This is a genomic window from Rhodobacter maritimus (assembly GCF_058747975.1).
In genome coordinates, this window is record NZ_CM179095.1 from 676,314 (window position 1) to 696,009 (window position 19,696).

Sequence of the window (19,696 nt, forward strand, 5' to 3'; positions counted from 1 at the left end):
GCGGCGGCATGCCGTTCGGCAAGGGGCCTGTCGGGGGCAGCGGACGATCCCCGGCGATCTGGACAGATGTTCCCGCTTCGTTCATAAAGTTTCCATGCCACAGGATCTGATGCCCGGTCAGTTGCTTGCGCGCGGTGTCTGCCGGCATCTGCGTGCCCTGGGCTTTGTCACGGTCGAAGAGCTGGTGCCAGGGCCGGGATTGCGCGTCGACGTGATGGCGCTTGGGATGAAGGGCGAAATCTGGGTCGTGGAATGCAAATCCAGCCGGGTCGACTTCATCTCGGATCAGAAGTGGCAGGGATACCTGGAATGGGCGGATCGCTTCTTCTGGGCGGTGGATGCTGATTTCCCGACTGAGATCCTTCCGGAAGGGACCGGGTTGATCCTGGCAGACCGCTTCGGCGCCGAGGTCGTGCGGATGGGGCCGGAAAGCCGGCTGGCGGGTGCGCGCCGCAAGGCCGTGACCCAGAAGTTCGCGCGCCACGCGGCCAGCCGGTTGCAGGCGCTGCGCGATCCGGGCGTGCCGCTTTTGCCGGAATAGTTACTTCTTGCGGCCCTTCGGAGCGTTCATGGCGCGGGCGGCCTCGGCCGCGGCCAGAAGCTCCTCGGCGATCTCTTCGGCCTCTTCGGGGTCGAAATCCAGAGGAAGCTCGACCTTGTCGGCCTCGATATAGATCCGCACCATGCCAACGGATGTCGGCCCGATCTGCAGATTCGCCGCGATGTCGCTTTGCTTGTCGATACCCATGATCCGGCCTCCGTGCGGGACAAGATGGTTGCAGATCCGGGGTTAGCGCGTCCCCGCGCGCCGGGCAAGGGCCACGGCGATATGAAAGCGGGGCGCGAATGTGCTCTTGCAATCGTGCGGCACAGGGGCTAAATCCGCGCGCAGTGCCGCCTTAGCTCAGTTGGTTAGAGCACCAGATTGTGGATCTGGGGGTCCCCCGTTCGAGCCGGGGAGGCGGTACCACTCTTCCTCTTTCATGGTTTTGCGCCCCCGCCCCGCCCTCAGGGCAGGGGAGAGACGCCGATGACCGGTGCATGCAGGTGCCACAGCGCCGCCCAGGCCAGCACCGCCACCCCCAGCCGGATCAGCGACGGGCCTGATGAGGGGCGCCACCGCCCCGCCAGAAGCGCCGCGAAGGGGATGGTCGAGCTGTGCGCGGCGAGGCGGCGGAATTCGTCGTCGCCCCATTGGCGCCGCTTGCGGCGTTCCAGCATCGCCATGCCGATCAGGGCAAAGGCGGCAAAGCTGCCGAACAGGATGACATGCGCCAGATCGCCATTGACCAGAAGATGCGCCCCCGCCCAAAGCAGCAGCGCCCAAAGCAGCGGTTGCCGCACAAGCCCGACGATTCCGGGGCGCCGGGGGTCATAGCCCGTGTCGCGGCCCTCGAAGGCGAAGGGGTTCGGCGCGCCGATTCCGAATGTGCCAAGCATGATCGCCAGCGGAACGGCAAGGTTCACGAACCAGCGTTGCCAGGGCGCCTGATCCCATAGCGGCACGAAAGGCGCGCGCCCGGCCGCGAAGATCAGCCAGAACAGAAGCGCCGTGGACAGCGTGCTGAAGACCGCGACATAGCCCGCCCGGCCCATGCGGGCGATCAGCCATCCGCGCAGCCGGGGGCGCGCGGGGATCGCGTGCGAGCCGAGAAATGCCGCGAAGGCCAGGATAAACTCCGTCCAGCCCGTCATGTCGTGCCCCTTTCCGATTGTATTGGCCGGTGCGGCAAAGCCTAGGCGCCGCGCCGTCATGGGGCAAGTATCGGGCCGCAGCGCCATCGGGGCGTTGAGAAAAGTCAAGGTTGAGCGCGGGTTGACGCGCAAACGCCCGCCCGTGGATTGGGGGCGGGCGCGTAAGATGCGTGCAGGGCGGGCTACTTGCCCAGAACCGCGGTGACGGCATCTTGCGTGGCCGCGACGATCGTGTCGGCCTCGGCCCCGGTCAGGCAGAGCGGCGGGGCGAAGCCAAGGATGTCGCCCTGCGGCATGGCGCGCCCGATCACGCCGCGCTCCAGCAGCGCCGCGGCGATCGCGGGGCCGACCTTGCGCGCGGGATCGAAGAAGCGGCGGGCATCGCGATCCTCGACGAATTCCACCGCCGCCATCAGCCCGTCGCCGCGCACCTCTCCGACATGGGCGTGACCGGCAAGCGCATCGCCCAGGGCCTTGCGGAAATGCGCGCCGACACGGGCCGCGTTCTCCACCAGCCCCAGATCGTCGATCAGCTTGAGGTTGGCCACCCCCGCGGCGGCGCAGATCGGGTGGGCGGAATAGGTCCAGCCATGGCCGATCGGGCCCAGCTCGTCCGAGCCCTGCACCAGGACCTGCCACATCCGGTCCGAAACGATCGAGCCCGAAAGCGGCGCATAGGCCGAGGTCAGGCCCTTGGCGATGGTGATCAGGTCGGGCTTCATCCCGTAATGGTCCGAGCCGAACATGCTGCCCAGGCGCCCGAAGCCGGTGACGACCTCATCGGCGACAAGCAGGATGTCGTATTTCTCAAGAACCGCCTGGATCGCCGCCCAGTAGCCCTTCGGCGGGGGCACGATGCCGCCCGTGCCCAGGATCGGCTCTCCGATGAAGGCGGCGATGGTGTCGGGGCCTTCGGCAAGGATCATCTCTTCCAGCCTGGCCGCGCAATGGGCGCTGAACTGCTCTTCGCTCTGGCTGCGATCCTCGCGGCGGAAGTAATAGGGGGCTTCGGTGTGCAGGATCGGCGCGCGCGGCAGGTCGAAGGCGTTGTGGAACAGGTGCAGCCCCGTCAGGCTGCCCGTCATCACGCCCGATCCGTGATAGCCGCGCCAGCGGCTGATGATCTTCTTCTTCTCGGGGCGGCCGAGGATGTTGTTGTAATACCAGATCAGCTTGATGTTGGTCTCGTTCGCGTCCGAGCCGGACAGGCCGAAATAGACGCGGCTCATATGCGCGGGCGCGCGCTCCATGATCATGTGGGCCAGCGTGATCGAGGCCTCGGTCCCATGGCCGACATAGGCGTGGTAATAGGCCAGTTCCTTCGCCTGTGCGGCGATGGCCTCGGCGATCTCGGTCCGGCCATAGCCCACGTTCACGCAGTAAAGCCCGGCAAAGGCGTCAAGGCTGCGCTTGCCGGCCGTGTCGGTGATATAGGCGCCTTCGCCGCCCGCGATCACCCGGCGCGGGCTTTCGCCGCGGGCATGCTGGCCCATATGGGTCGAGGGGTGGAAGAAGTGGTCCCGGTCCCAGGCGTTCAGGTCGTTGTCGCGCTCAAGCATATGCGGTCCTTTCAGGCGGCGGTGTCGATGCAAAGATATTTCAGTTCGGTGAAGGCTTCGAGCCCGTGGCGCGAGCCTTCGCGGCCAAGGCCCGACTGCTTCCAGCCGCCGAAGGGGATGGGGCCTCCGGTGATCTTGACGCGGTTCACGGCAATCATGCCGAAGGCAAGCGCGCGGGCAAGGCGCAACTGGCGCGCGCCGTTTTCGGTGACGACATAGGCCACAAGGCCGTATTCGGTGGCATTGGCGCGCGCGATCACCTCGTCCTCGGTGTCGAAGGTGGCGACGGCGGCGACGGGGCCGAAGGTTTCCTCGGCCATGATGGCGGCGGTCTCGGGCACGTCGGTCAGAAGCGTGGGGGTGAAGAACAGCGGGCCCGCGGGATGGCCGCCGCCGCCGGTGACAAGGCGGGCGCCTTTGGCCACCGCGTCCTGCACCTGTGCGGCCACCTTGGCCACCGCGCGGGCATGCATCAGGGGGCCGATCCGGGTGTGGGGCCTCAGCCCCGGCCCCACGGTCAGCCCGGCGATCCGGCGGGCGAAGGCCTTGACGAAGCGGTCGTGAATGCCGCGCTGCACGAAGATGCGGTTGGCGGCCAGGCAATCCTGCCCGGATGTTGCAAATTTCGCATCCATGGCGATGTCCACGGCCTTTTCCACATCGCAATCGTCGAAAATGATCAAGGGGGCGTGGCCGCCAAGCTCCATCACAAGGCGTTTCATCGTGGCGGCGCACTGGCCCGCGATCAACTGGCCCACCCCGGTCGAGCCGGTGAAGGACATGCCGCGCAGCCGGGGATCGGCGCACATCGTGCCGACGATGGTGGCGGCATCCCCCGGCACGATGTTCAACACGCCCGCCGGAACGCCCGCCCGCTCGGCCAGCTCCGCAAGCGCAAGCGCGGAGAGCGGCGTTTCCGAGGCCGGATGCACCACCGCCGTGCAGCCCGCGGCCAGGGCCGCCGCGACCTTGCGGGTGATCATCGCCGAGGGGAAGTTCCACGGTGTCACCACGCCTATGGGGCCAAGCGCCTCGCGCCGCACGATCATCTCGGCGCCCGGCAGGTGGCTTGTGACGCTTTCGGCATTCACTCGCTCGGCCTCGCCCGCGAACCAGTCGAGGAACGAGGCGGCATAGTCGATCTCTCCGCGCGCCTCGGCCAGCGGCTTGCCCTGTTCCAGCGTCATGATCAGTGCCAGATCCGCGCGCGCGTCGCGCATCCGCCTGCCCCAGTCGCGCAGGATGGCGGCGCGGTCCTGCGGCAGCCGGTCCCGCCAGGGCGCGAAGGCGGCGGTGGCGGCGGCGATCGCGGCCTCGGTCTCGGTTCGCCCAAGGCCGGCCACCCGCGCCACAAGTGCGCCGCTGGCCGGATCGGTCACCGCGAAATCGGCGGCATCCCCGGCCGCACACCAGCGACCGTCCAGATAGGCAAGGCTGCGCAGCAGGCTGCGGTCGGCCAGATCGCTCAGCGCGGCGTGGCAGGTGGGGTGGGGGATCTCGGCGTTCATCTGGTGGCTCTCCCTTGTCGTTGGGATCAGCCTGCCACCGGGGCGGAAGAGAAGGGGGCCAAAGATGGGCTGCGGGGCGCGGTGTTCGGGCTATGGCGGCGGGGTTGGATAGAGACTCTCTCTAGCCGCCCAGCAGCGCCACCGGCACGGGGGCGTCGTCCTTCACCGTGCGGGTGACGATATAGGTGAAGTAGCGGTCGATCCCGATATCCTCGGCCAGCATCTCGTCGACCAGGCGCTGATAGCTGTCGATGTCGCGCGCGAGGATCTTGAGGAAATAGTCCACGCCGCCGCCGACCGACCAGCAGGCCTGCACCTCGGGGCGGGCGTTCGCCGCGCGCTCGAAGCGTTCGAAATCGGTCTGGCGGTGATTGGCCAGCGTCACCTCCATGATCACGGTTGCGATCGGCGCGACGCGGCGGGGCGCAAGGCGCGCGTGATAGCCCGCGATGATGCCCGCCTGTTCCAGCTTGCGCAGCCGCAGCCAGCACGGCGTGGGCGAAAGCCCCGCCAGTTCGGCCAGCCGGAGTTTCGTGATCCGGCCGTCACGCTGCACAGCCTCGAGGATGCGCAGGTCGATGGAGTCGAGTTTCATGGATGCCCGTCCGATCGGCATTGCGGCAAATTGGTAATTGTAAAATGACCTGATATTGAGCAGATTTGCAATCATGACAAATTGGCGTCCAGATCCAGCGCTTCTCAACCGTCCGGCCTATCTGTCGCTGGCCGAGCAATTCGCGCGCGGAATCGAATCGGGCGCGCTTGGGGCGGGCGCGCGCCTGCCGCCGCATCGCAGGCTTGCCGACGATCTGGGCCTGTCGGTGCAAACCGTCAGCCGCGCCTATGAAGAGCTGATTCGCCGCGGCCTGGTCAGCGGAGAGATCGGGCGCGGCTCTTTCGTGCTGGGTTCGGGGCAGGAGGCGCGCCAGCCCTACCTGCCCGAGCGCCCCGGCGAGGTGATCGACCTGTCGATCCTGAAGCCCGCCGTGGGGCCCCTGCACACCGCCCGGATGCGCGAGGGGTTTGCCTGGCTGGCCGAGAACCTGTCGCCCGCCGCGGCGCTGTCCTTCCGGCCGAATACGGTCATGCCGCGCCACCGCGCCGTCGCGGCCGAATGGCTGGCCCGTGGCGGGATCGCGGCAGAGCCGTCGGCCATTGCCATCACCAACGGCGCCACCCCCGCGATCACCGCCGCCCTGATGAGCGTGGTGCCGCCCGGTTCGGGCCTTGCGGCCGAGGCGCTGACCCATCACATGCTGATGCCGCTTTGCGGCTATCTGGGGATCCATCTTGAGGGTATCGCCATCGACGACCAGGGAATGCGGCCCGAGGCGTTGGATGAGGTTGCGCGCAAGGGCATGATAAGATGCGTTTATTTGCAGCCCTCGGTGATCAATCCGCTGGCCTCCCTGATGGGGGGCGAACGCCGCGCGGCGCTGGTCGAGGTGGCGCGGCGCCATGACCTTGCGATCATCGAGAACGATATCCTGAACGAGCTGATCGAAGACCGCCCCGCACCGATCGCGGCCCTCGCGCCCGAACGGACGCTGCATATCAACGGTTTCACCAAGATTACCGTGCCGGGGCTGCGGCTGGCCTATCTTTCGGCGCCCGCGCGCCATGCCACGGCGGTGGCCAACCGTCACCTCGTGGCGAACTGGATGGCGACCGCGCCGATGGTCGAACTTCTGGATCACTGGATCGCGGATGGCACGGTGGACCAGCTGATCGCCGTGCAGCGCGCGGCCCTTGCCGAACGCCATGCGATCTGCCGCGAGATCCTGCCCGGCGCCACGCAGGGCCTTCATCCGCAGGCCCTGCACATGTGGTTGCGCCTGCCCGAGAACTGGAGCGAAGAGGCCTTCGTCGCCCAGGCGCGCCGGCGCGGCGTGGCCATCGCCGCCGGAAGCGCCTTCCGCGCAACCGAAAAGGGGCGGCACGAGGCGGTGCGGATCTCGCTTGGCTCTACGTCGTCGGAAGAGCTGCGCCACGGATTGCGGATCGTGGCGGGGGTTCTGCACGAGGAACCCGAGGTCCTGCTGCCCGCGATCTGACTTGCTTTCAGAAAAATTGTCATGATATTATTTACCAAATTGACATGATTTGTCGCCCGGTCAATTCTGTGCCCGTCCAGCCTTGGGGGAACGAAATTGACCGCGCCGATCATCCGCATCGATAATCTCGACAAGTCATTCGGAACGCTGAAGGTCCTGAACGGGCTCAGCTTCGATGTGATGCCGGGCGAGAAGCTGGCGCTGATCGGGCCGTCGGGCTCGGGCAAGACCACGATCCTGCGCATCCTGATGACGCTGGAAACCATCAGCGGCGGGCATATCGAGGTCTGCGGAGAGCAGCTTTACCACATGCAGAAGGGCGGGCGCGAAGTGCCTGCGGACGAAGCCCACCTGCACAAGATGCGCGCCCATATCGGCATGGTGTTTCAGCACTTCAACCTGTTTCCCCACAAAACGGTGCTCGACAACATCACGCTGGCGCCGATCCTGACCAAGGGTGAGCCGAGGGCCAAGGCCGAGGCGCGCGGCATGGAACTGCTTGAGATGGTCGGGCTGGCAGACAAGGCCCGCGCGATGCCGTCGCAGCTTTCGGGCGGGCAAAAGCAGCGCGTGGCGATCGCGCGGGCGCTTGCCTTGCAGCCGCGCATCATGCTGTTCGACGAGGTGACCTCGGCGCTGGACCCCGAGCTTGTCGAAGAGGTGCTTTTGGTGATGAAGCGCCTTGCCAGCGAGACCGACATGACGATGCTTCTGGTGACGCATGAGATGGGCTTTGCCCATGAATTCGCCGACCGGGTGCTGTTCTTCGACAAGGGCCATATCGTCGAGCAGGGCCCGCCGGGGCAGATCTTCACCAACCCCACGCATGAACGCACCCAGACCTTCCTGCGCAAGATCATCGCAGCCGGTCACCGCGTCTGAACAACCAACACAACAACAGCGAGGAACCCATGAAAAAACTTCTTCTTACCGTGGCCATCCTGGCGGCGCCGCTGCCCGCCCTGGCCGACAAGCTCGAAGACCTCAAGGCGCAGGGCTTTGCCCGGATCGCCATCGCCAACGAGCCGCCCTTTACCGCGGTTGCCGCCGATGGCACCGTGTCGGGCGCGGCCCCCGATGTCGCGCGCGAGATCTTCAAGCGCCTCGGCGTACCGGAAGTCGTGGCCTCGATCTCGGAATATGGCGCGATGATCCCCGGCCTTCAGGCCCGCCGCCACGACGTGATCACCGCGGGGCTGTTCATGAAGCCCGAGCGTTGCGCCGCCGTGGCCTATTCCGAGCCGGTTCTTTGCGATGCCGAGGCCTTCCTGCTGCCCAAGGGCAACCCCAAGGGGTTCCAGTCCTATGCCGATATCGCGGCCGATCCCGAGGCGACGATCGGCGCACCCGGCGGCGGCACCGAAGAGAAACTGGCCCTTGAGGCCGGCGTGCCGCGCGACCGGGTGATTGTCGTGCCGGATGGCCAGTCGGGGCTGAAGATGGTGCAGGACGGCCGGATCGACGTCTATTCGCTGCCGGTGCTGTCGATCTCGGACCTGCTGGCGAAGGCGGGCGATGACAACCTCGAGATGGTCGCCCCCGTGGTCGGCGCGCCGGTCTATTGCGATGGCGCGGCCTTCAACAAGGACGATACCGCCCTGCGCGACGCCTTCGACGTGGAACTGGCCAAGATGAAGGAATCGGGCGAGTTCGCCGCCATCGTCGAGCCTTATGGCTTCTCGGCCGCGGCGGCCATGTCCACCTCGCGCGCGGCGCTTTGCGGCGAGTGATCTGACGGGGCGGCCCGGCCGGACCGGGCCGCCTTTTCACAAATCGAACGGAAAAGCAGAAGAACATGGGCGACTGGGGCGGCTATCTTTCCCTTATCCTGCAAGGTGCGCTGGTCACGATAAAGCTGACCGTGCTCGGCTCGGCCCTTGCGCTGGTCATGGCCTTTGTCGCGGGGCTGGGCCGTGTGTCCCGGTTCGCGGTGCTGCGCGCCCTGGCCACGACCTATATCGAGTTCTTCCGCGGCACCTCGATCTTCGTGCAGCTGTTCTGGGTCTATTTCGTGCTGCCCTTCGCGGGCTTCACGCTGACGCCGTTGCAGGCGGGGGTGATGGCGCTGGGGCTGAACGTGGGCGCCTATGGTGCCGAGGTGGTGCGCGGCGCGATCCTGTCGGTGCCGCGCGATCAGTATGAGGCCTGCATCGCCGTCAACCTGACCCGGTTCCAGCGCATGCGCCATGTGATCCTGCCGCAGGCGCTGCCCCTGATGCTGCCGACTTTCGGCAACAACGCGATCGAGCTTTTGAAGGCCACCGCGGTGGTTTCGCTGATCTCGCTCAGCGACATGACGTTTCAGGCGCAGGTGGTAAGGGCGCAGACCGGCAGCACGATGGTGCCCTTCGTCACGATCCTGGTGCTGTATTTCCTGATGTCTCTGGCAATCTCGCGGGGGATCCGGGCGCTTGAGGCGCGTGTGACCCGTGGTCTGGATGGGGTGAGGTAAGCCATGGAATGGGATTGGGCTTTCGTCTGGCAGATCATGCCGACCCTGCTTCAGGGGCTGAAGCTGACGCTGATCATCACGCTTCTCGCCTCGGTCGTGGCGATGGTGCTGGGCCTTGTCTTTGCGATCCTGCGCCGGTCGTCGGTGCCTGCCGTGTCGCGCACGACCGGCGCGGTGGTCGAGTTCATTCGCGGCACCCCGCTTCTGGTGCAGCTCTATTTCATCTTCTACGTCCTGCCCGATATCGGTATCCGCCTGCCCGCGCTTGTGGCCGGGGTGATCGGCATGGGGCTGCACTATGCCACCTATACCGCCGAGGTCTATCGCGGCGGGATCGAGAATGTCGCCAAGGGCCAGTGGGAGGCCGCGCGCGCCACCAACCTGACCATGCGCCAGACCTGGGTGCATGTGATCATCCCGCAGGCCGTGCCGCCGATGATCCCCGCCTTGGCCAACTACCTCATCGCCATGTTCAAGGAAACGCCGCTTCTGTCGGCCATCACCGTGCTTGAGCTGATGAACCAGGCCAAGTCGGTCGCCAATTCCTCTTACCGCTATATCGAGCCGATGACGCTGGTGGGCGTGTTCTTCCTGATCATGAGCCTGATCTCGGTGGTGCTTCTGCGCGGCCTCGAGGCCCGTTTCGGGAGGCTTGGAAAATGAGTCCGCTGCGGATTTCGCCGGTTGCACCGCGCCTTGAGGCGCGCCCTGTCTGCCATCGCATCGGCCTTGTGGCGCTTGCCACCGATCACACGACCGAGCCCGATTTCGCGCGCATCCTGTCGCCGCGCGGGATCGGCGTCTATGTCAACCGCGTGCCCTATGCCAACCCCGTCACGCCCGAGACCCTGCGCGCGATGGAGCCCGCCCTGGCCGAGGGCGCGCGCCTGATCCTGCCCGATGAGGCGCTGGACGCCGTGGTTTACGGCTGCACCTCGGCCTCGGTGGTGATCGGTGAGGGCGCGGTGCGCGATGCGATCCGGCGCGGCAAGCCGGGGGTGCATGTCATCACGCCGGTCTCGGCCACGCTTGCGGGGCTGCGCGCGATGGGCGCGCGGCGGATCTCGGTGCTGACGCCCTATACGCGGGCCACGTCCGAGCCGATGGCGCGGCTATTCGAGGAAGCGGGGTTCGAGCTGGCCCGCTTCACCTGCCTCGACATGCAGGACGACCGGGAGATGGCGCGGATCGCCCCGGACTCGATCGTGGAGCTTGCGCGGGAAGCCATGGCGCCGGGATCGGAGGCGCTGTTCATTTCATGCACGGCGGTGCGCGCGGCGGGCGTGATCGACCGGATCGAGGCGGCAACCGGCGCGCCCGCGATCAGCTCGAACTATGCGGCCGCATGGGCGGTGCTGCGCCATCTGGGCGACCGGGGGGCGGGCGCGCCCGGCCATCTGATGACCCTTCCGGCAGCAGGCGCGGCATGAGCGCGGGCGTCGATCTTGCCGCGATCCGTGCGGCGGCGGCGCGGATCGCGCCCCATATCCGGATCACGCCGGCCATGCCCGACCCGGTGCTGAGCGGTCGGCTGGGCCAGCCTGTCACGCTCAAGCTTGAGCACCGGCAGGAAACCGGCGCGTTCAAGCTGCGAGGCGCCACCAACGCGGTGCTGAGCCTGCCCGAAAAGGTGCTTGCGCGCGGGGTGGTGACGGCCTCGACCGGCAATCACGGGCGGGCCATGGCCCATGCGGCGCGGGCGCGGGGCGCGCGCGCGGTGGTGTGCCTGTCGCGCCTGGTGCCCGCCAACAAGGTCGCCGCGATCCGCGCGCTTGGCGCCGAGGTGCGGATCGTCGGCGAAAGCCAGGACGCGGCGATGGAAGAGGTCGCCCGCGCGGTCGCGCATGACGGCATGGCCGAGATCCCGCCCTTCGATCATCCGGACGTGGTGGCGGGGCAGGGCACGCTCGGGCTGGAAATCGTGGGCCGGTGCCCTGTGGTGGAAACCGTTCTGGTGCCGCTTTCGGGGGGCGGTCTGGCCGCCGGTGTCGCGGCCGCCGTCAAGGCGCTGCGCCCCGGCGTCCGGGTGATCGGCATCAGCATGGAGCGTGGCGCGGCCATGGCCGCAAGCCTTGCCGCGGGCCATCCCGTCGCCCTGCGCGAGATGCCGACGCTGGCCGACAGCCTTGGCGGCGGGATCGGCGCCCGGAACGCGCTGACCTTCGCCATGTGCCGCGCGCTTCTGGACGATGTGGTGCTTCTGAGCGAGGCCGAGATCGCCGAGGGGATCCGCCACATGCACCGCGTCACGGGCGATGCCGTCGAAGGGGCCGCCGCGGTGGGCGCGGGCGCGCTTCTGGCGGGCAAGGTCGTGCCGGTGGGCGAAACCGTCGTCATCTCGTCGGGCTGCAATATCGAGCCCGCCTTGCACGCGCGCATCATGGCAGGTGCCGACAGCCTTGAGGATGCCCCATGAGACCGCCGATCACCGTTCTGACCGAGACCGACCTGCGCGCGCTGATGCCACTTGACGCTGCGGCGGTCGACTATATCGAGGATGCCTTCCGCGCCCTTGCGACCAAGCCCGTGGCGATGCCGCCGGTCCTGCGGCTCGATATTCCCGAGCACCGCGGAGAGGTGGATGTGAAAACGGCCTATATTCCGGGGCTCGACAGTTTTGCGATCAAGATCAGCCCCGGCTTTTTCGGCAACCCCGCGATCGGCCTGCCCTCGACCAATGGCATGATGGTGGTGCTGTCGGCGCAGACCGGGCTGGTGCAGGCGCTGCTTCTGGACAATGGCTATCTGACCGATCTGCGCACCGCCGCGGCGGGGGCCGTCGCGGCGCGCCATCTGGCCCGCCCCGATGCGGCGGTGGCCGCCATCCTGGGCGGCGGCATGCAGGCCGAGATGCAGTTGCGCGCGCTGATGCTGGTGCGTCCGCTGCGCGCTGCGCGGATCTGGGCGCGCGATACGGGGCGGGCGGGGCGGCTTGCGGCGCGGCTTGATCTTGGGATCCCCGTCATCGCCACGGCCAGCATCGCCGAGGCGGTGCGCGGCGCCGATGTGATCGTGACCACGACGCCCGCCGAAAAGCCGATCCTGCATGCCGATCTGGTCGCGCCGGGCCAGCATGTCACCGCCATGGGCTCGGATGCCGAGCACAAGAACGAGATCGACCCCGCCCTTGTCGCCCGCGCCACCTATGTCGCCGACCGCCTGTCGCAGACCCGCCGCCTGGGCGAGCTGCACCACGCCATCGCCGCGGGGCTTGTGGCGCCGGATGCGGTTTTCCCCGAACTGGGCCAGATCGTGGCCGGGCAGGTGCCGGGGCGCCCGGATGCCCGCGCCATCACGCTGGCCGACCTGACCGGGACGGGCATTCAGGATACCGCCATTGCGGCACTGGCGCTTGCGCGCGCGCAGGCCGCAGGGGCGGGGCAAACGTTCAACATGTGACGGGCATCGCCCCCAGGAGGCATCGGAAATGTCTGAAGTGGAACTGAAATTCAGCCGGGCGGAATATGACGCCCGGCTGGAGAAGACGCGCAAGGCGATGGAGGCGAAGGGGGTCGATCTGCTGATCGTCACCGACCCGTCCAACATGAACTGGCTGACCGGCTATGACGGCTGGTCCTTCTATGTGCATCAATGCGTGGTCGTCCCCCCGACCGGAGAGCCGATCTGGTATGGCCGCGGGCAGGATGCGAACGGGGCCAGGCTGACCGCCTATCTGAAGCACGAGAGCATCATCGGCTATCCCGACCATTATGTGCAATCGACCGAGCGGCACCCGATGGACCTGCTCGCGCAGATCCTGGCCGACAAGGGCTTCGGCACCGCCCGCATCGGCGTCGAGATGGACAATTACTGGTTCACCGCCGCCGCCTTTGCCAGCCTTGTCAAGCACCTGCCGGATGCGCGCTTTTCGGATTGCACCGCGCTGGTGAACTGGCAGCGCGCCTGCAAGAGCCCGCAAGAGATTGCCTATATGCGCAATGCCGCGCGGATTGTCGAAAAGATGCACGCGCGCATCCTCGACAAGGTCGCGCCCGGCATGCGCAAATGCGACCTCGTGGCCGAGATCTACGATGCGGGCATCCGGGGCACCGACGGGATGGGCGGGGATTACCCCGCGATCGTGCCGCTTCTGCCGTCGGGGCGGGATGCCTCGGCCCCGCATCTGACATGGGACGACAGGCCCATGCAGAAAGGCATGGGCACCTTCTTCGAGATCGCGGGCTGCTATCACCGCTATCATGTGCCGCTGTCGCGCACGGTCTTTCTGGGCAAGCCCACGCAGGAATTCCTGGATGCCGAAAAGGCCACGCTCGAGGGGATGGAGGCCGGCCTTGCCGCCGCGAAGCCGGGCAATACCTGCGAGGATATCGCGCGCGGCTTCTTCGACGTTCTGGCGAAATACGGGATCATCAAGGACAACCGCACCGGCTATGGCATCGGCGTCAGCTATCCGCCGGACTGGGGCGAGCGCACGATGTCGCTGCGGCCGGGCGACAGGACCGTGCTGCAACCGGGCATGACCTTCCATTTCATGACCGGGCTCTGGCTGGAGGAGATGGGCCTCGAGATCACCGAATCCATCCTGATCACCGAGACCGGCGTCGAATGCCTGGCCGATGTGCCGCGCAAGCTGTTCGTGAAGGACTAGACGATGTTGCAGCAACAACTGGTTCCCTCGCCCGTCTCTGCGACGGTCGATTTCGCGGCCGAAGGCATCAGCCACGGTTTCCTGCGCCTGCCCTACAGCCGCGACGATGCGGCATGGGGGTCGGTCATGATCCCGATCACCGTGGTCAAGAACGGCGAGGGGCCGACCGCCCTCGTGACCGGGGCCAATCACGGCGACGAATACGAAGGCCCGATCGCGCTTTTCGATCTGGCCGCCAGCATTCGCGCTGCCGATGTCACCGGGCGCATCATCATCATTCCGGCGATGAACTACCCCGCCTTTCAGGCCGCGACCCGGACCTCTCCGATCGACAGGGGCAACCTGAACCGCAGCTTTCCGGGCCGCCCCGACGGCACGGTGACGGAAAAGATCGCGGATTATTTCCAGCGCGTCCTGCTGCCCATGGCCGATGTCGTGCTTGATTTCCACTCGGGGGGCAAGACGCTCGATTTCCTGCCTTTCTGCGCGGCGCATGTGCTGGCCGACAAGATGCAGGAGGCGCGCGCATTCGATCTGGTGCGGGCCTTCGGCGCGCCCTACTCGGTCAAGATGCTCGAGATCGACGCGGTGGGCATGTATGACACCGCCGCCGAAGAGATGGGCAAGATCTTCGTGACGACCGAACTGGGCGGCGGCGGCACAGCAAGCGCGCGCACCGCGCAGATCGCCGTGCGCGGCGTGCGCAACGTGCTGATCGCGGCGGGCGTTCTGGCAGGCGCGCCCGAGCCGCAGCCGACGCAATGGCTCGATATGCCCGATGGCGATTGCTTCACCTTCGCCGAGGATGCGGGCCTGATCCAGTTCCTTGCCGATCTGGGCGATCTGGTCGAGAAGGATCAGCCCATCGCGCGGATCTTTTCGGTCGCGCGCACCGGGATCGCGCCCGTCACGCTGCGGGCGCGCCGCGCGGGGCTGTTCACCGCGCGGCATTTTCCAGGGCTGGTGAAGCCCGGCGATTGCGTGGCGGTGATCGCGGTCGAGATCGACGAGTGAACCCCGGCGCGCCCCTTTGCCGGGGCGCCCCGGCCTATCCGGGCGGGAAGGTCGCGTGCCAGCGATCAAGGAAGCGCGCGCGCTTTTCCCGGTCGAGGCCAAGCAGCAGCACCGGCGACAGCGGGATCTGGCGCACCACAAGGTCATCCTCGTCCGCGAGGGTCTCGATGATCAGGTTGCTGTCTTGCAGCGCAACCCGGCCGGGCGCGGACAGCAGGAAATCGACAAGCGCCGCGCCGTCCTGCGGATTGGCCGCGTCCTTCGGGATCATCGCGGCGCGCGACAGCACCAGCGTGTAATCCTGCGGCGCCACCACGGCCAGGTCGGGGTTTTGCGCGGCGCGCGACAGCGCGTAGGAGCCAAGGACGTTATAGGCCATGACGAAGCTGCCGTCGGCCACGCCGTCGATGATCTCGGCCGAGCAGCATGTGGCGATCGCGCCCGAGCGTCCGAAGGCCTCCAGCAGGCTGCCGAAGGTGGTGGCCTGCTGCGAATCCACGAACGCGAACAGATAGCCCAGGCCCGACGCCTCGATGTCATAGGTTGCCACCCGGCCGACATAGCGGCTCTCAGCCGGGCGCAGCAGGTCGATCAGGTCGAACCGGGTCTGCGGGGCCTCGGCTGGCGGCACGAAGGTGCGGTTGTAGACGATGACGGCGGGTTCGCGGGTGATGCCGAAGATCTCGTCGCGCCAGTTCAGACCGGCGGGCAGGGCGGCGGTGGCCTCTGACCGGTGGACCTGCGCGCAGCCGTCGTTCACCAGTTTCACAAGCTGGTCCACGGAAGAACTGATCAGCAGGTCGGCGGCGTCCTTCCGTTTCGCGCAGGCCTGCGCCGCGCGTTCGTAAAGATCGTTCGAGGCCCATTGTTCATAGTCGATCCCGAGGCCCGGCTCGGTCCGGGCGAACAGTTCGAGGACCGGGGCGAAGGCCGCGATGTCGGTCGTGCCGCGGATCAGAAGACGGCGAGCGGGCTCGGGCTCGCCGAAGCTGGCCAAGGCTTCGGGCACGGGCGTGGCCAGGGCGGCCCCGCAGGCCAGCACAAGCGCCAGGGCGGGGATGAAGGGGGGGTTCATGGCGCGCCCTCCTCCGGCGTGCGGATCGAGATTGCCGCCTCGAAGCCGCCCTCGGGGGGGCGGCGGAACGACAATGCGCCGCCATGCGCCTGCGCGACCGAATGCACGATGGCCAGCCCCAGTCCCGCGCTTCCGGCCGACACGCCGCTGCGGCTGGCAAAGCGGCGCCCGGCATCGGCCCATTCGCCCTCGGGCGGGCCCTGGCCTTCGTCGCGCACCGCGATCTCCGCCCCGCCGGGAAAGGGGGTGACGCGCACCGAAACGGGCGGCAGTCCATGGCGCAGGGCATTGCCGATCAGGTTCTTGCAGGCCTCGCTCAGCGACAGCGCGTCCCCGGTGGCGGACACCGGCTCTTCGGGCAGCTCCAGCAGGATGCTTCTGCCCTGCAAGGCGGGGTCCTGGTCCATCTCGCCGACCGCGCGCATCGCCACGCGGCGCAGGTCCAGCTTTTCGGGGGCCGTGGCCTCGGCGCGGTGGATGATCATCGCATGGCTCAGCAGCTGGTCGGTCAGCCGGCTGAGGTTGATCGAGCGGCGGTGGATTCGCTCCACGATCTGGGCCTGCCGTTGGGGATCGGTCTCGTCAGCGGCCAGTTCGGCCTGCGCGCGGATGGCCGCGACCGGCGTGCGCAACTGGTGCGAGGCATCCGCGATCAGCACTTTCATCGTGTCGATCTGCCGGTCCAGCCGCCCCATGAAGCGGTTGATCGCATCGACCAGGCCGCCCACCTCGCGCGGGACGGAAAGGTCGATCGGGGTCAGATCACGCGGGGTGCGGGTCATCAGCCCCTCTTCGATGCGCCGCAGCGGCTTCAGCCCGGCCCGCACCGCAAGGATCGCAAGCGCCGACATCAAAAGCCCCACCGCCCCCACAAGGATGAGCGCGTTTTGCGTGATTTCGCGCGTAAGAGCGGTGCGGGCCTGCGTGGTCTGCCCGACGATCGCGCGCACCGTGCCGCTGAAGGCGCGTTCCGCAAAGCGCCGTTTGGCGACGGCGAAATGGGCGGGTTCGCCGTTGATGGTGCCGCGAAAGAATGTCTGCTCGGTCGCCGGGGGCAGCACGTTGTCATATCCGGTCAGCAGCTCTCCCTCCGGGCCCAGAACGGCGTAGGTGACGCGGTCATCGGGGGCGAGAGCAAGCAGTTCGAAGGCCGACAAGGGAATGTCCACCTCGACCCGACCATCGCGCAGCGTGGTGGCCGCGGCGATCTGGTTGGCCGCCCCGATCAGCAACTGGTCGTAGGATCGGTCCGCCGCCGCCCGGCCATAGGCCAGTGCCGCCACCGCCACCGCGATGCCGCCCCCGGCGAACAGGAGCACGAGGACAAGCGCAAGGCGCAGCGCGATCGAGGGCCGGCGCGCGGGTTCAGGCATCGGCGATCATCTGGTATCCCAGCCCGCGCAGGGTCTTGATCGTCACGCGGCTGCCCTCCAGCTTGCGCCGCAGGCGGGCCATGTAGATCTCGACCGCGTTCATGCCCACCTCGTCCTCGTTGAACGAGAACATGTATTCGTAGATCCGCTCTTTCGAGATGACGCGCCCGCGGCTGGCCAGAAGCGCCTCGAGAAGGCTCAGCTCACGCCGGGTCAGCTGCACGGGAACGCCGTCGATCTGAAGGTCCTGCCCCGCCGGGTCGAAACGCAGTCCGGCGAATTCGATAACCGGGGCGCGGTCTGGCCCCTGCCTGCGGGCAAGCGCGCGCACCCGCGCATGCAGTTCGCGCAGATCGAAGGGCTTGACCATGTAATCGTCGGCGCCCTCGTCCAGAAGCGACACCCGGTCCTCGATCTTGGAGCGGGCCGAAAGCATCAGCACCGGCGTGGGCAGCGCGGCGGCCCGGATCGCGTGCAGAAGATCCTTGCCGCTGCCATCGGGTAGGCCGATGTCAAGGATCACCACGTCATAGCTTTGCACTGCGATGCAATCGGCCGCGCGGGCAAGGGTGCTGACATGATCCACCGCATCTCCGCGCCGGGCGAAGCTTTCGCAGACCGCGCCCGCGACATCCTCGGTATCTTCGACGAGCAGAACCCTCATCGGCTTTCTCCCAGAGCCGGCGGCGACACGCCTGTTTCGCAACATCTTACGACCGCTTCGCGCCCTGCGGAAGCCTTGCCGCGGTAGCGGCTGTCCCGCTGACAGTTTCACGAAAGATTCGGCGGGTAGAAAAGCCCATTCCGGACTGGCCAAGGCCCGCGCCGGACGCAGCTGAGACAATTGGAGGACATCTCGATGCTGATCACCAACACCATCCGTTCGGGCTTTGCCCTGCTTGCGACCACCGCCGTCCTGGCGACGCCGGTCCTTGCGTTCGAGCCCGGCCAGACCGAATGCATCGCCCCGGCGAATCCCGGCGGCGGCTGGGACTTCACCTGCCGCCAGGTCGGCAAGACGCTGCAGGATCTTGGGCTGATCCCCGGGACCATGCAGGTCACGAACCTTGCTGGCGGCGGCGGCGGCGTGGCCTATGCCGAGGTCGTCAACAAGCGCAACGACAGCAACGAACTGATCGTGGCGGCCTCGACCTCGACGGCCACGCGTCTGGCTCAGGGCGCCTTCCCCGGCAACACGCAGGACCAGGTCCGCTGGGTTGGCGCGGTCGGTGCGGATTACGGCATCATCGCGGTGGCCAAGGACAGCCCGGTCAACACCCTGCCCGAGCTGATGGACATGCTCAAATCCGACCCGACCAAGGTGTCGATCGCGGGCGGTTCGGCTGTCGGTGGCTGGGACCACCTCAAGGTTCTGATCGCGGCCGACAAGGCCGGTGTCGATGACCTGCGCACCGTCAAATACGTTGCCTTCGATGGCGGCGGCGAGGCGGTGACGCAGCTTCTGGCCGGTTCGGTCCAGGCTTTCACCGGGGATGCTTCCGAGGCCAAGGGCTTTGTCGATTCCGGCGACATCAAGGTCATCGCGGTTCTGGCGCCCGAGCGGCTCGAGGGCGATTTCGGCCAGTTCCCGACCGCGGTCGAGCAGGGCATCGATGCCGTCGGCGCCAACTGGCGCGGCTTCTACGCCCCCGGCGGCATGTCCGACGAGGCCTATGACTACTGGGTCCAGAGCATCGACACGGTCTATGACTCGGACGAATGGAAGGCCGTCATGGCGCAAAACGGCCTTGCGCCGCTTGATGTCAGCGGTGCCGAGTTCCAGGCCTTCGTCGCGGATTCCATCGCCGGTATCCAGGAAATCTCGCGCGAGATCGGCCTGATCCAGTAACCCCACGCAATAGGGGCGGTCCGCCACGAAACGGGCCGCCCTGATCACGCACCAACCCAGGGAGGAAACCATGGGGGACCGCATTTTCGGCGGGCTCGGGCTCGCGCTCGCCGTCTTCTTCATCTGGCAGGCCACGCAGATCCAGCTCAGCTTCATCTCTGACCCGGTGGGGCCCCGGACCTTTCCCATCATAATCGGCGTTCTGCTGGGCCTTTCGAGCCTTGCGATGATCCTCCGCCCAGACGCAAAGCCGCACTGGCCGCCGCTTGGACGGCTGGCCGAGATCGGCATGGCCGTCGCGGTGCTTCTGATCTACGCCTATGCGCTGCCGCAGGTGGGATTCGTCATCGCCACCGCGCTGACCGCCGCCTTTCTCAGCTGGCGGCTGGGAACGCATCCCCTTCAGGCGATCCTGGCGGGTATCGCCACTTCGCTTGGCATCTATGTCATCTTTCACCTGATCCTCGGCCTGTCGCTTGCCGAAGGTCCGCTCGGGTTCTGAGGAGAT

The 19,696-nt window shown here is 67.2% G+C and carries 21 protein-coding genes and 1 tRNA gene; 14 read left to right on the forward strand and 8 right to left on the reverse strand.

Annotated features, from left to right (window positions below; translation table 11 throughout):
• The first annotated feature begins 94 nt into the window (after nucleotides 1-94).
• The gene (locus AC4PTO_RS03390; RefSeq protein ID WP_492731883.1) at nucleotides 95-541 is read left to right on the forward strand and encodes an MmcB family DNA repair protein; all 447 of its coding nucleotides are present in this window, start codon (nucleotides 95-97) and stop codon (nucleotides 539-541) included.
• Here the strand turns inward: AC4PTO_RS03390 and AC4PTO_RS03395 are convergent, their stop codons facing one another.
• Complete coding sequence (locus tag AC4PTO_RS03395) at nucleotides 542-748, reverse strand: DUF6324 family protein (protein WP_492731885.1); 207 nt, start codon at nucleotides 746-748, stop codon at nucleotides 542-544. It abuts the gene before it with no gap.
• 145 nt (nucleotides 749-893) lie between these two features.
• Between AC4PTO_RS03395 and AC4PTO_RS03400 the strand changes: the two genes are divergently transcribed.
• Nucleotides 894-970, forward strand: a tRNA-His gene (locus AC4PTO_RS03400).
• Nucleotides 971-1,008: 38 nt separating this feature from the next.
• Here the strand turns inward: AC4PTO_RS03400 and AC4PTO_RS03405 are convergent.
• From AC4PTO_RS03405 to AC4PTO_RS03420, 4 genes are all read right to left on the reverse strand, one after another.
• The gene (locus AC4PTO_RS03405; RefSeq protein ID WP_492731887.1) at nucleotides 1,009-1,695 is read right to left on the reverse strand and encodes an NnrU family protein; all 687 of its coding nucleotides are present in this window, start codon (nucleotides 1,693-1,695) and stop codon (nucleotides 1,009-1,011) included.
• A gap of 182 nt (nucleotides 1,696-1,877) precedes the next feature.
• Nucleotides 1,878-3,254, reverse strand: coding sequence for an aspartate aminotransferase family protein (locus AC4PTO_RS03410; RefSeq protein WP_492731889.1), 1,377 nt, complete (start codon nucleotides 3,252-3,254; stop codon nucleotides 1,878-1,880).
• A gap of 11 nt (nucleotides 3,255-3,265) precedes the next feature.
• Nucleotides 3,266-4,762 (reverse strand): NAD-dependent succinate-semialdehyde dehydrogenase, encoded by a 1,497-nt coding sequence (locus tag AC4PTO_RS03415; RefSeq protein WP_492731891.1) that lies wholly within the window; start codon nucleotides 4,760-4,762, stop codon nucleotides 3,266-3,268.
• Between the two features lie 121 nt (nucleotides 4,763-4,883).
• On the reverse strand, nucleotides 4,884-5,357 hold the full coding sequence (locus tag AC4PTO_RS03420; protein ID WP_492731892.1) for an Lrp/AsnC family transcriptional regulator: 474 nt from the start codon (nucleotides 5,355-5,357) through the stop codon (nucleotides 4,884-4,886).
• A gap of 73 nt (nucleotides 5,358-5,430) precedes the next feature.
• Here AC4PTO_RS03420 and ehuR point away from each other — a divergent pair, with 73 nt between their 5' ends.
• The 10 genes from ehuR to doeB all read left to right on the forward strand — a co-directional run bounded on the left by ehuR (nucleotide 5,431) and on the right by doeB (nucleotide 14,891).
• The gene (ehuR, locus tag AC4PTO_RS03425; RefSeq protein WP_492731893.1) at nucleotides 5,431-6,816 is read left to right on the forward strand and encodes a MocR-like ectoine utilization transcription factor EhuR; all 1,386 of its coding nucleotides are present in this window, start codon (nucleotides 5,431-5,433) and stop codon (nucleotides 6,814-6,816) included.
• 96 nt (nucleotides 6,817-6,912) lie between these two features.
• Nucleotides 6,913-7,698, forward strand: coding sequence for an ectoine/hydroxyectoine ABC transporter ATP-binding protein EhuA (gene ehuA, locus AC4PTO_RS03430; protein WP_492731894.1), 786 nt, complete (start codon nucleotides 6,913-6,915; stop codon nucleotides 7,696-7,698).
• 29 nt (nucleotides 7,699-7,727) lie between these two features.
• Nucleotides 7,728-8,546, forward strand: coding sequence for an ectoine/hydroxyectoine ABC transporter substrate-binding protein EhuB (gene ehuB / locus AC4PTO_RS03435; RefSeq protein ID WP_492731896.1), 819 nt, complete (start codon nucleotides 7,728-7,730; stop codon nucleotides 8,544-8,546).
• A gap of 65 nt (nucleotides 8,547-8,611) precedes the next feature.
• Nucleotides 8,612-9,268, forward strand: a complete 657-nt coding sequence (gene ehuC / locus AC4PTO_RS03440; RefSeq protein WP_492731899.1) for an ectoine/hydroxyectoine ABC transporter permease subunit EhuC — start codon at nucleotides 8,612-8,614, stop codon at nucleotides 9,266-9,268.
• A gap of 3 nt (nucleotides 9,269-9,271) precedes the next feature.
• Nucleotides 9,272-9,931, forward strand: a complete 660-nt coding sequence (gene ehuD / locus AC4PTO_RS03445; RefSeq protein ID WP_492731901.1) for an ectoine/hydroxyectoine ABC transporter permease subunit EhuD — start codon at nucleotides 9,272-9,274, stop codon at nucleotides 9,929-9,931.
• Nucleotides 9,928-10,698 (forward strand): ectoine utilization protein EutA, encoded by a 771-nt coding sequence (gene eutA / locus AC4PTO_RS03450; RefSeq protein WP_492731903.1) that lies wholly within the window; start codon nucleotides 9,928-9,930, stop codon nucleotides 10,696-10,698. Before ehuD ends, eutA begins: the two co-directional genes overlap by 4 nt.
• Nucleotides 10,695-11,684 (forward strand): hydroxyectoine utilization dehydratase EutB, encoded by a 990-nt coding sequence (eutB, locus tag AC4PTO_RS03455; protein ID WP_492731905.1) that lies wholly within the window; start codon nucleotides 10,695-10,697, stop codon nucleotides 11,682-11,684. Before eutA ends, eutB begins: the two co-directional genes overlap by 4 nt.
• The gene (eutC, locus tag AC4PTO_RS03460; RefSeq protein ID WP_492731907.1) at nucleotides 11,681-12,667 is read left to right on the forward strand and encodes an ectoine utilization protein EutC; all 987 of its coding nucleotides are present in this window, start codon (nucleotides 11,681-11,683) and stop codon (nucleotides 12,665-12,667) included. Before eutB ends, eutC begins: the two co-directional genes overlap by 4 nt.
• A gap of 28 nt (nucleotides 12,668-12,695) precedes the next feature.
• The gene (doeA, locus tag AC4PTO_RS03465; protein WP_492731908.1) at nucleotides 12,696-13,877 is read left to right on the forward strand and encodes an ectoine hydrolase DoeA; all 1,182 of its coding nucleotides are present in this window, start codon (nucleotides 12,696-12,698) and stop codon (nucleotides 13,875-13,877) included.
• A gap of 3 nt (nucleotides 13,878-13,880) precedes the next feature.
• The gene (gene doeB / locus AC4PTO_RS03470) at nucleotides 13,881-14,891 is read left to right on the forward strand and encodes a N(2)-acetyl-L-2,4-diaminobutanoate deacetylase DoeB (RefSeq protein ID WP_492731910.1); all 1,011 of its coding nucleotides are present in this window, start codon (nucleotides 13,881-13,883) and stop codon (nucleotides 14,889-14,891) included.
• 34 nt (nucleotides 14,892-14,925) lie between these two features.
• On the opposite strand, the gene AC4PTO_RS03475 is transcribed toward doeB, so the two are convergent.
• The 3 genes from AC4PTO_RS03475 to AC4PTO_RS03485 are packed head-to-tail and all read right to left on the reverse strand — an operon-like array spanning nucleotide 14,926 to nucleotide 18,003.
• Entirely contained in the window at nucleotides 14,926-15,966 is a 1,041-nt protein-coding gene (locus tag AC4PTO_RS03475; protein ID WP_492731912.1) for an ABC transporter substrate-binding protein, read from the reverse strand.
• Nucleotides 15,963-17,339, reverse strand: a complete 1,377-nt coding sequence (locus AC4PTO_RS03480; protein WP_492731915.1) for a sensor histidine kinase — start codon at nucleotides 17,337-17,339, stop codon at nucleotides 15,963-15,965. Before AC4PTO_RS03480 ends, AC4PTO_RS03475 begins: the two co-directional genes overlap by 4 nt.
• Nucleotides 17,332-18,003 carry a response regulator transcription factor gene (locus AC4PTO_RS03485; RefSeq protein ID WP_492731918.1) on the reverse strand — a complete coding sequence of 224 codons (672 nt, stop codon included), beginning with the start codon at nucleotides 18,001-18,003 and terminating at the stop codon, nucleotides 17,332-17,334. The genes AC4PTO_RS03480 and AC4PTO_RS03485 overlap by 8 nt, the downstream gene beginning before the upstream one ends.
• 195 nt (nucleotides 18,004-18,198) lie before the next feature.
• Between AC4PTO_RS03485 and AC4PTO_RS03490 the strand changes: the two genes are divergently transcribed.
• Both AC4PTO_RS03490 and AC4PTO_RS03495 read left to right on the forward strand, forming a co-directional pair.
• On the forward strand, nucleotides 18,199-19,188 hold the full coding sequence (locus tag AC4PTO_RS03490; protein WP_492731920.1) for a Bug family tripartite tricarboxylate transporter substrate binding protein: 990 nt from the start codon (nucleotides 18,199-18,201) through the stop codon (nucleotides 19,186-19,188).
• Nucleotides 19,189-19,258: 70 nt separating this feature from the next.
• Nucleotides 19,259-19,690 (forward strand): tripartite tricarboxylate transporter TctB family protein, encoded by a 432-nt coding sequence (locus AC4PTO_RS03495; protein WP_492731923.1) that lies wholly within the window; start codon nucleotides 19,259-19,261, stop codon nucleotides 19,688-19,690.
• The last annotated feature ends 6 nt before the right edge of the window (nucleotides 19,691-19,696 follow it).

What these genes read in the sequence shown, in the direction of transcription:
- AC4PTO_RS03405 (WP_492731887.1), bottom strand. Translation starts at nt 1,695, where the DNA reads ATGACGGGCTGGACGGAGTTTATCCTGGCCTTCGCGGCATTTCTCGGC.
- AC4PTO_RS03420 (WP_492731892.1), bottom strand. Translation starts at nt 5,357, where the DNA reads ATGAAACTCGACTCCATCGACCTGCGCATCCTCGAGGCTGTGCAGCGT.
- eutA (WP_492731903.1), top strand. Translation starts at nt 9,928, where the DNA reads ATGAGTCCGCTGCGGATTTCGCCGGTTGCACCGCGCCTTGAGGCGCGC.
- AC4PTO_RS03390 (WP_492731883.1), top strand. Translation starts at nt 95, where the DNA reads ATGCCACAGGATCTGATGCCCGGTCAGTTGCTTGCGCGCGGTGTCTGC.
- eutC (WP_492731907.1), top strand. Translation starts at nt 11,681, where the DNA reads ATGAGACCGCCGATCACCGTTCTGACCGAGACCGACCTGCGCGCGCTG.
- ehuC (WP_492731899.1), top strand. Translation starts at nt 8,612, where the DNA reads ATGGGCGACTGGGGCGGCTATCTTTCCCTTATCCTGCAAGGTGCGCTG.
- ehuD (WP_492731901.1), top strand. Translation starts at nt 9,272, where the DNA reads ATGGAATGGGATTGGGCTTTCGTCTGGCAGATCATGCCGACCCTGCTT.
- AC4PTO_RS03395 (WP_492731885.1), bottom strand. Translation starts at nt 748, where the DNA reads ATGGGTATCGACAAGCAAAGCGACATCGCGGCGAATCTGCAGATCGGG.
- AC4PTO_RS03415 (WP_492731891.1), bottom strand. Translation starts at nt 4,762, where the DNA reads ATGAACGCCGAGATCCCCCACCCCACCTGCCACGCCGCGCTGAGCGAT.
- AC4PTO_RS03410 (WP_492731889.1), bottom strand. Translation starts at nt 3,254, where the DNA reads ATGCTTGAGCGCGACAACGACCTGAACGCCTGGGACCGGGACCACTTC.
- doeB (WP_492731910.1), top strand. Translation starts at nt 13,881, where the DNA reads ATGTTGCAGCAACAACTGGTTCCCTCGCCCGTCTCTGCGACGGTCGAT.
- AC4PTO_RS03480 (WP_492731915.1), bottom strand. Translation starts at nt 17,339, where the DNA reads ATGCCTGAACCCGCGCGCCGGCCCTCGATCGCGCTGCGCCTTGCGCTT.
- eutB (WP_492731905.1), top strand. Translation starts at nt 10,695, where the DNA reads ATGAGCGCGGGCGTCGATCTTGCCGCGATCCGTGCGGCGGCGGCGCGG.
- AC4PTO_RS03490 (WP_492731920.1), top strand. Translation starts at nt 18,199, where the DNA reads ATGCTGATCACCAACACCATCCGTTCGGGCTTTGCCCTGCTTGCGACC.
- ehuB (WP_492731896.1), top strand. Translation starts at nt 7,728, where the DNA reads ATGAAAAAACTTCTTCTTACCGTGGCCATCCTGGCGGCGCCGCTGCCC.
- AC4PTO_RS03485 (WP_492731918.1), bottom strand. Translation starts at nt 18,003, where the DNA reads ATGAGGGTTCTGCTCGTCGAAGATACCGAGGATGTCGCGGGCGCGGTC.
- doeA (WP_492731908.1), top strand. Translation starts at nt 12,696, where the DNA reads ATGTCTGAAGTGGAACTGAAATTCAGCCGGGCGGAATATGACGCCCGG.
- AC4PTO_RS03495 (WP_492731923.1), top strand. Translation starts at nt 19,259, where the DNA reads ATGGGGGACCGCATTTTCGGCGGGCTCGGGCTCGCGCTCGCCGTCTTC.
- AC4PTO_RS03475 (WP_492731912.1), bottom strand. Translation starts at nt 15,966, where the DNA reads ATGAACCCCCCCTTCATCCCCGCCCTGGCGCTTGTGCTGGCCTGCGGG.
- ehuR (WP_492731893.1), top strand. Translation starts at nt 5,431, where the DNA reads ATGACAAATTGGCGTCCAGATCCAGCGCTTCTCAACCGTCCGGCCTAT.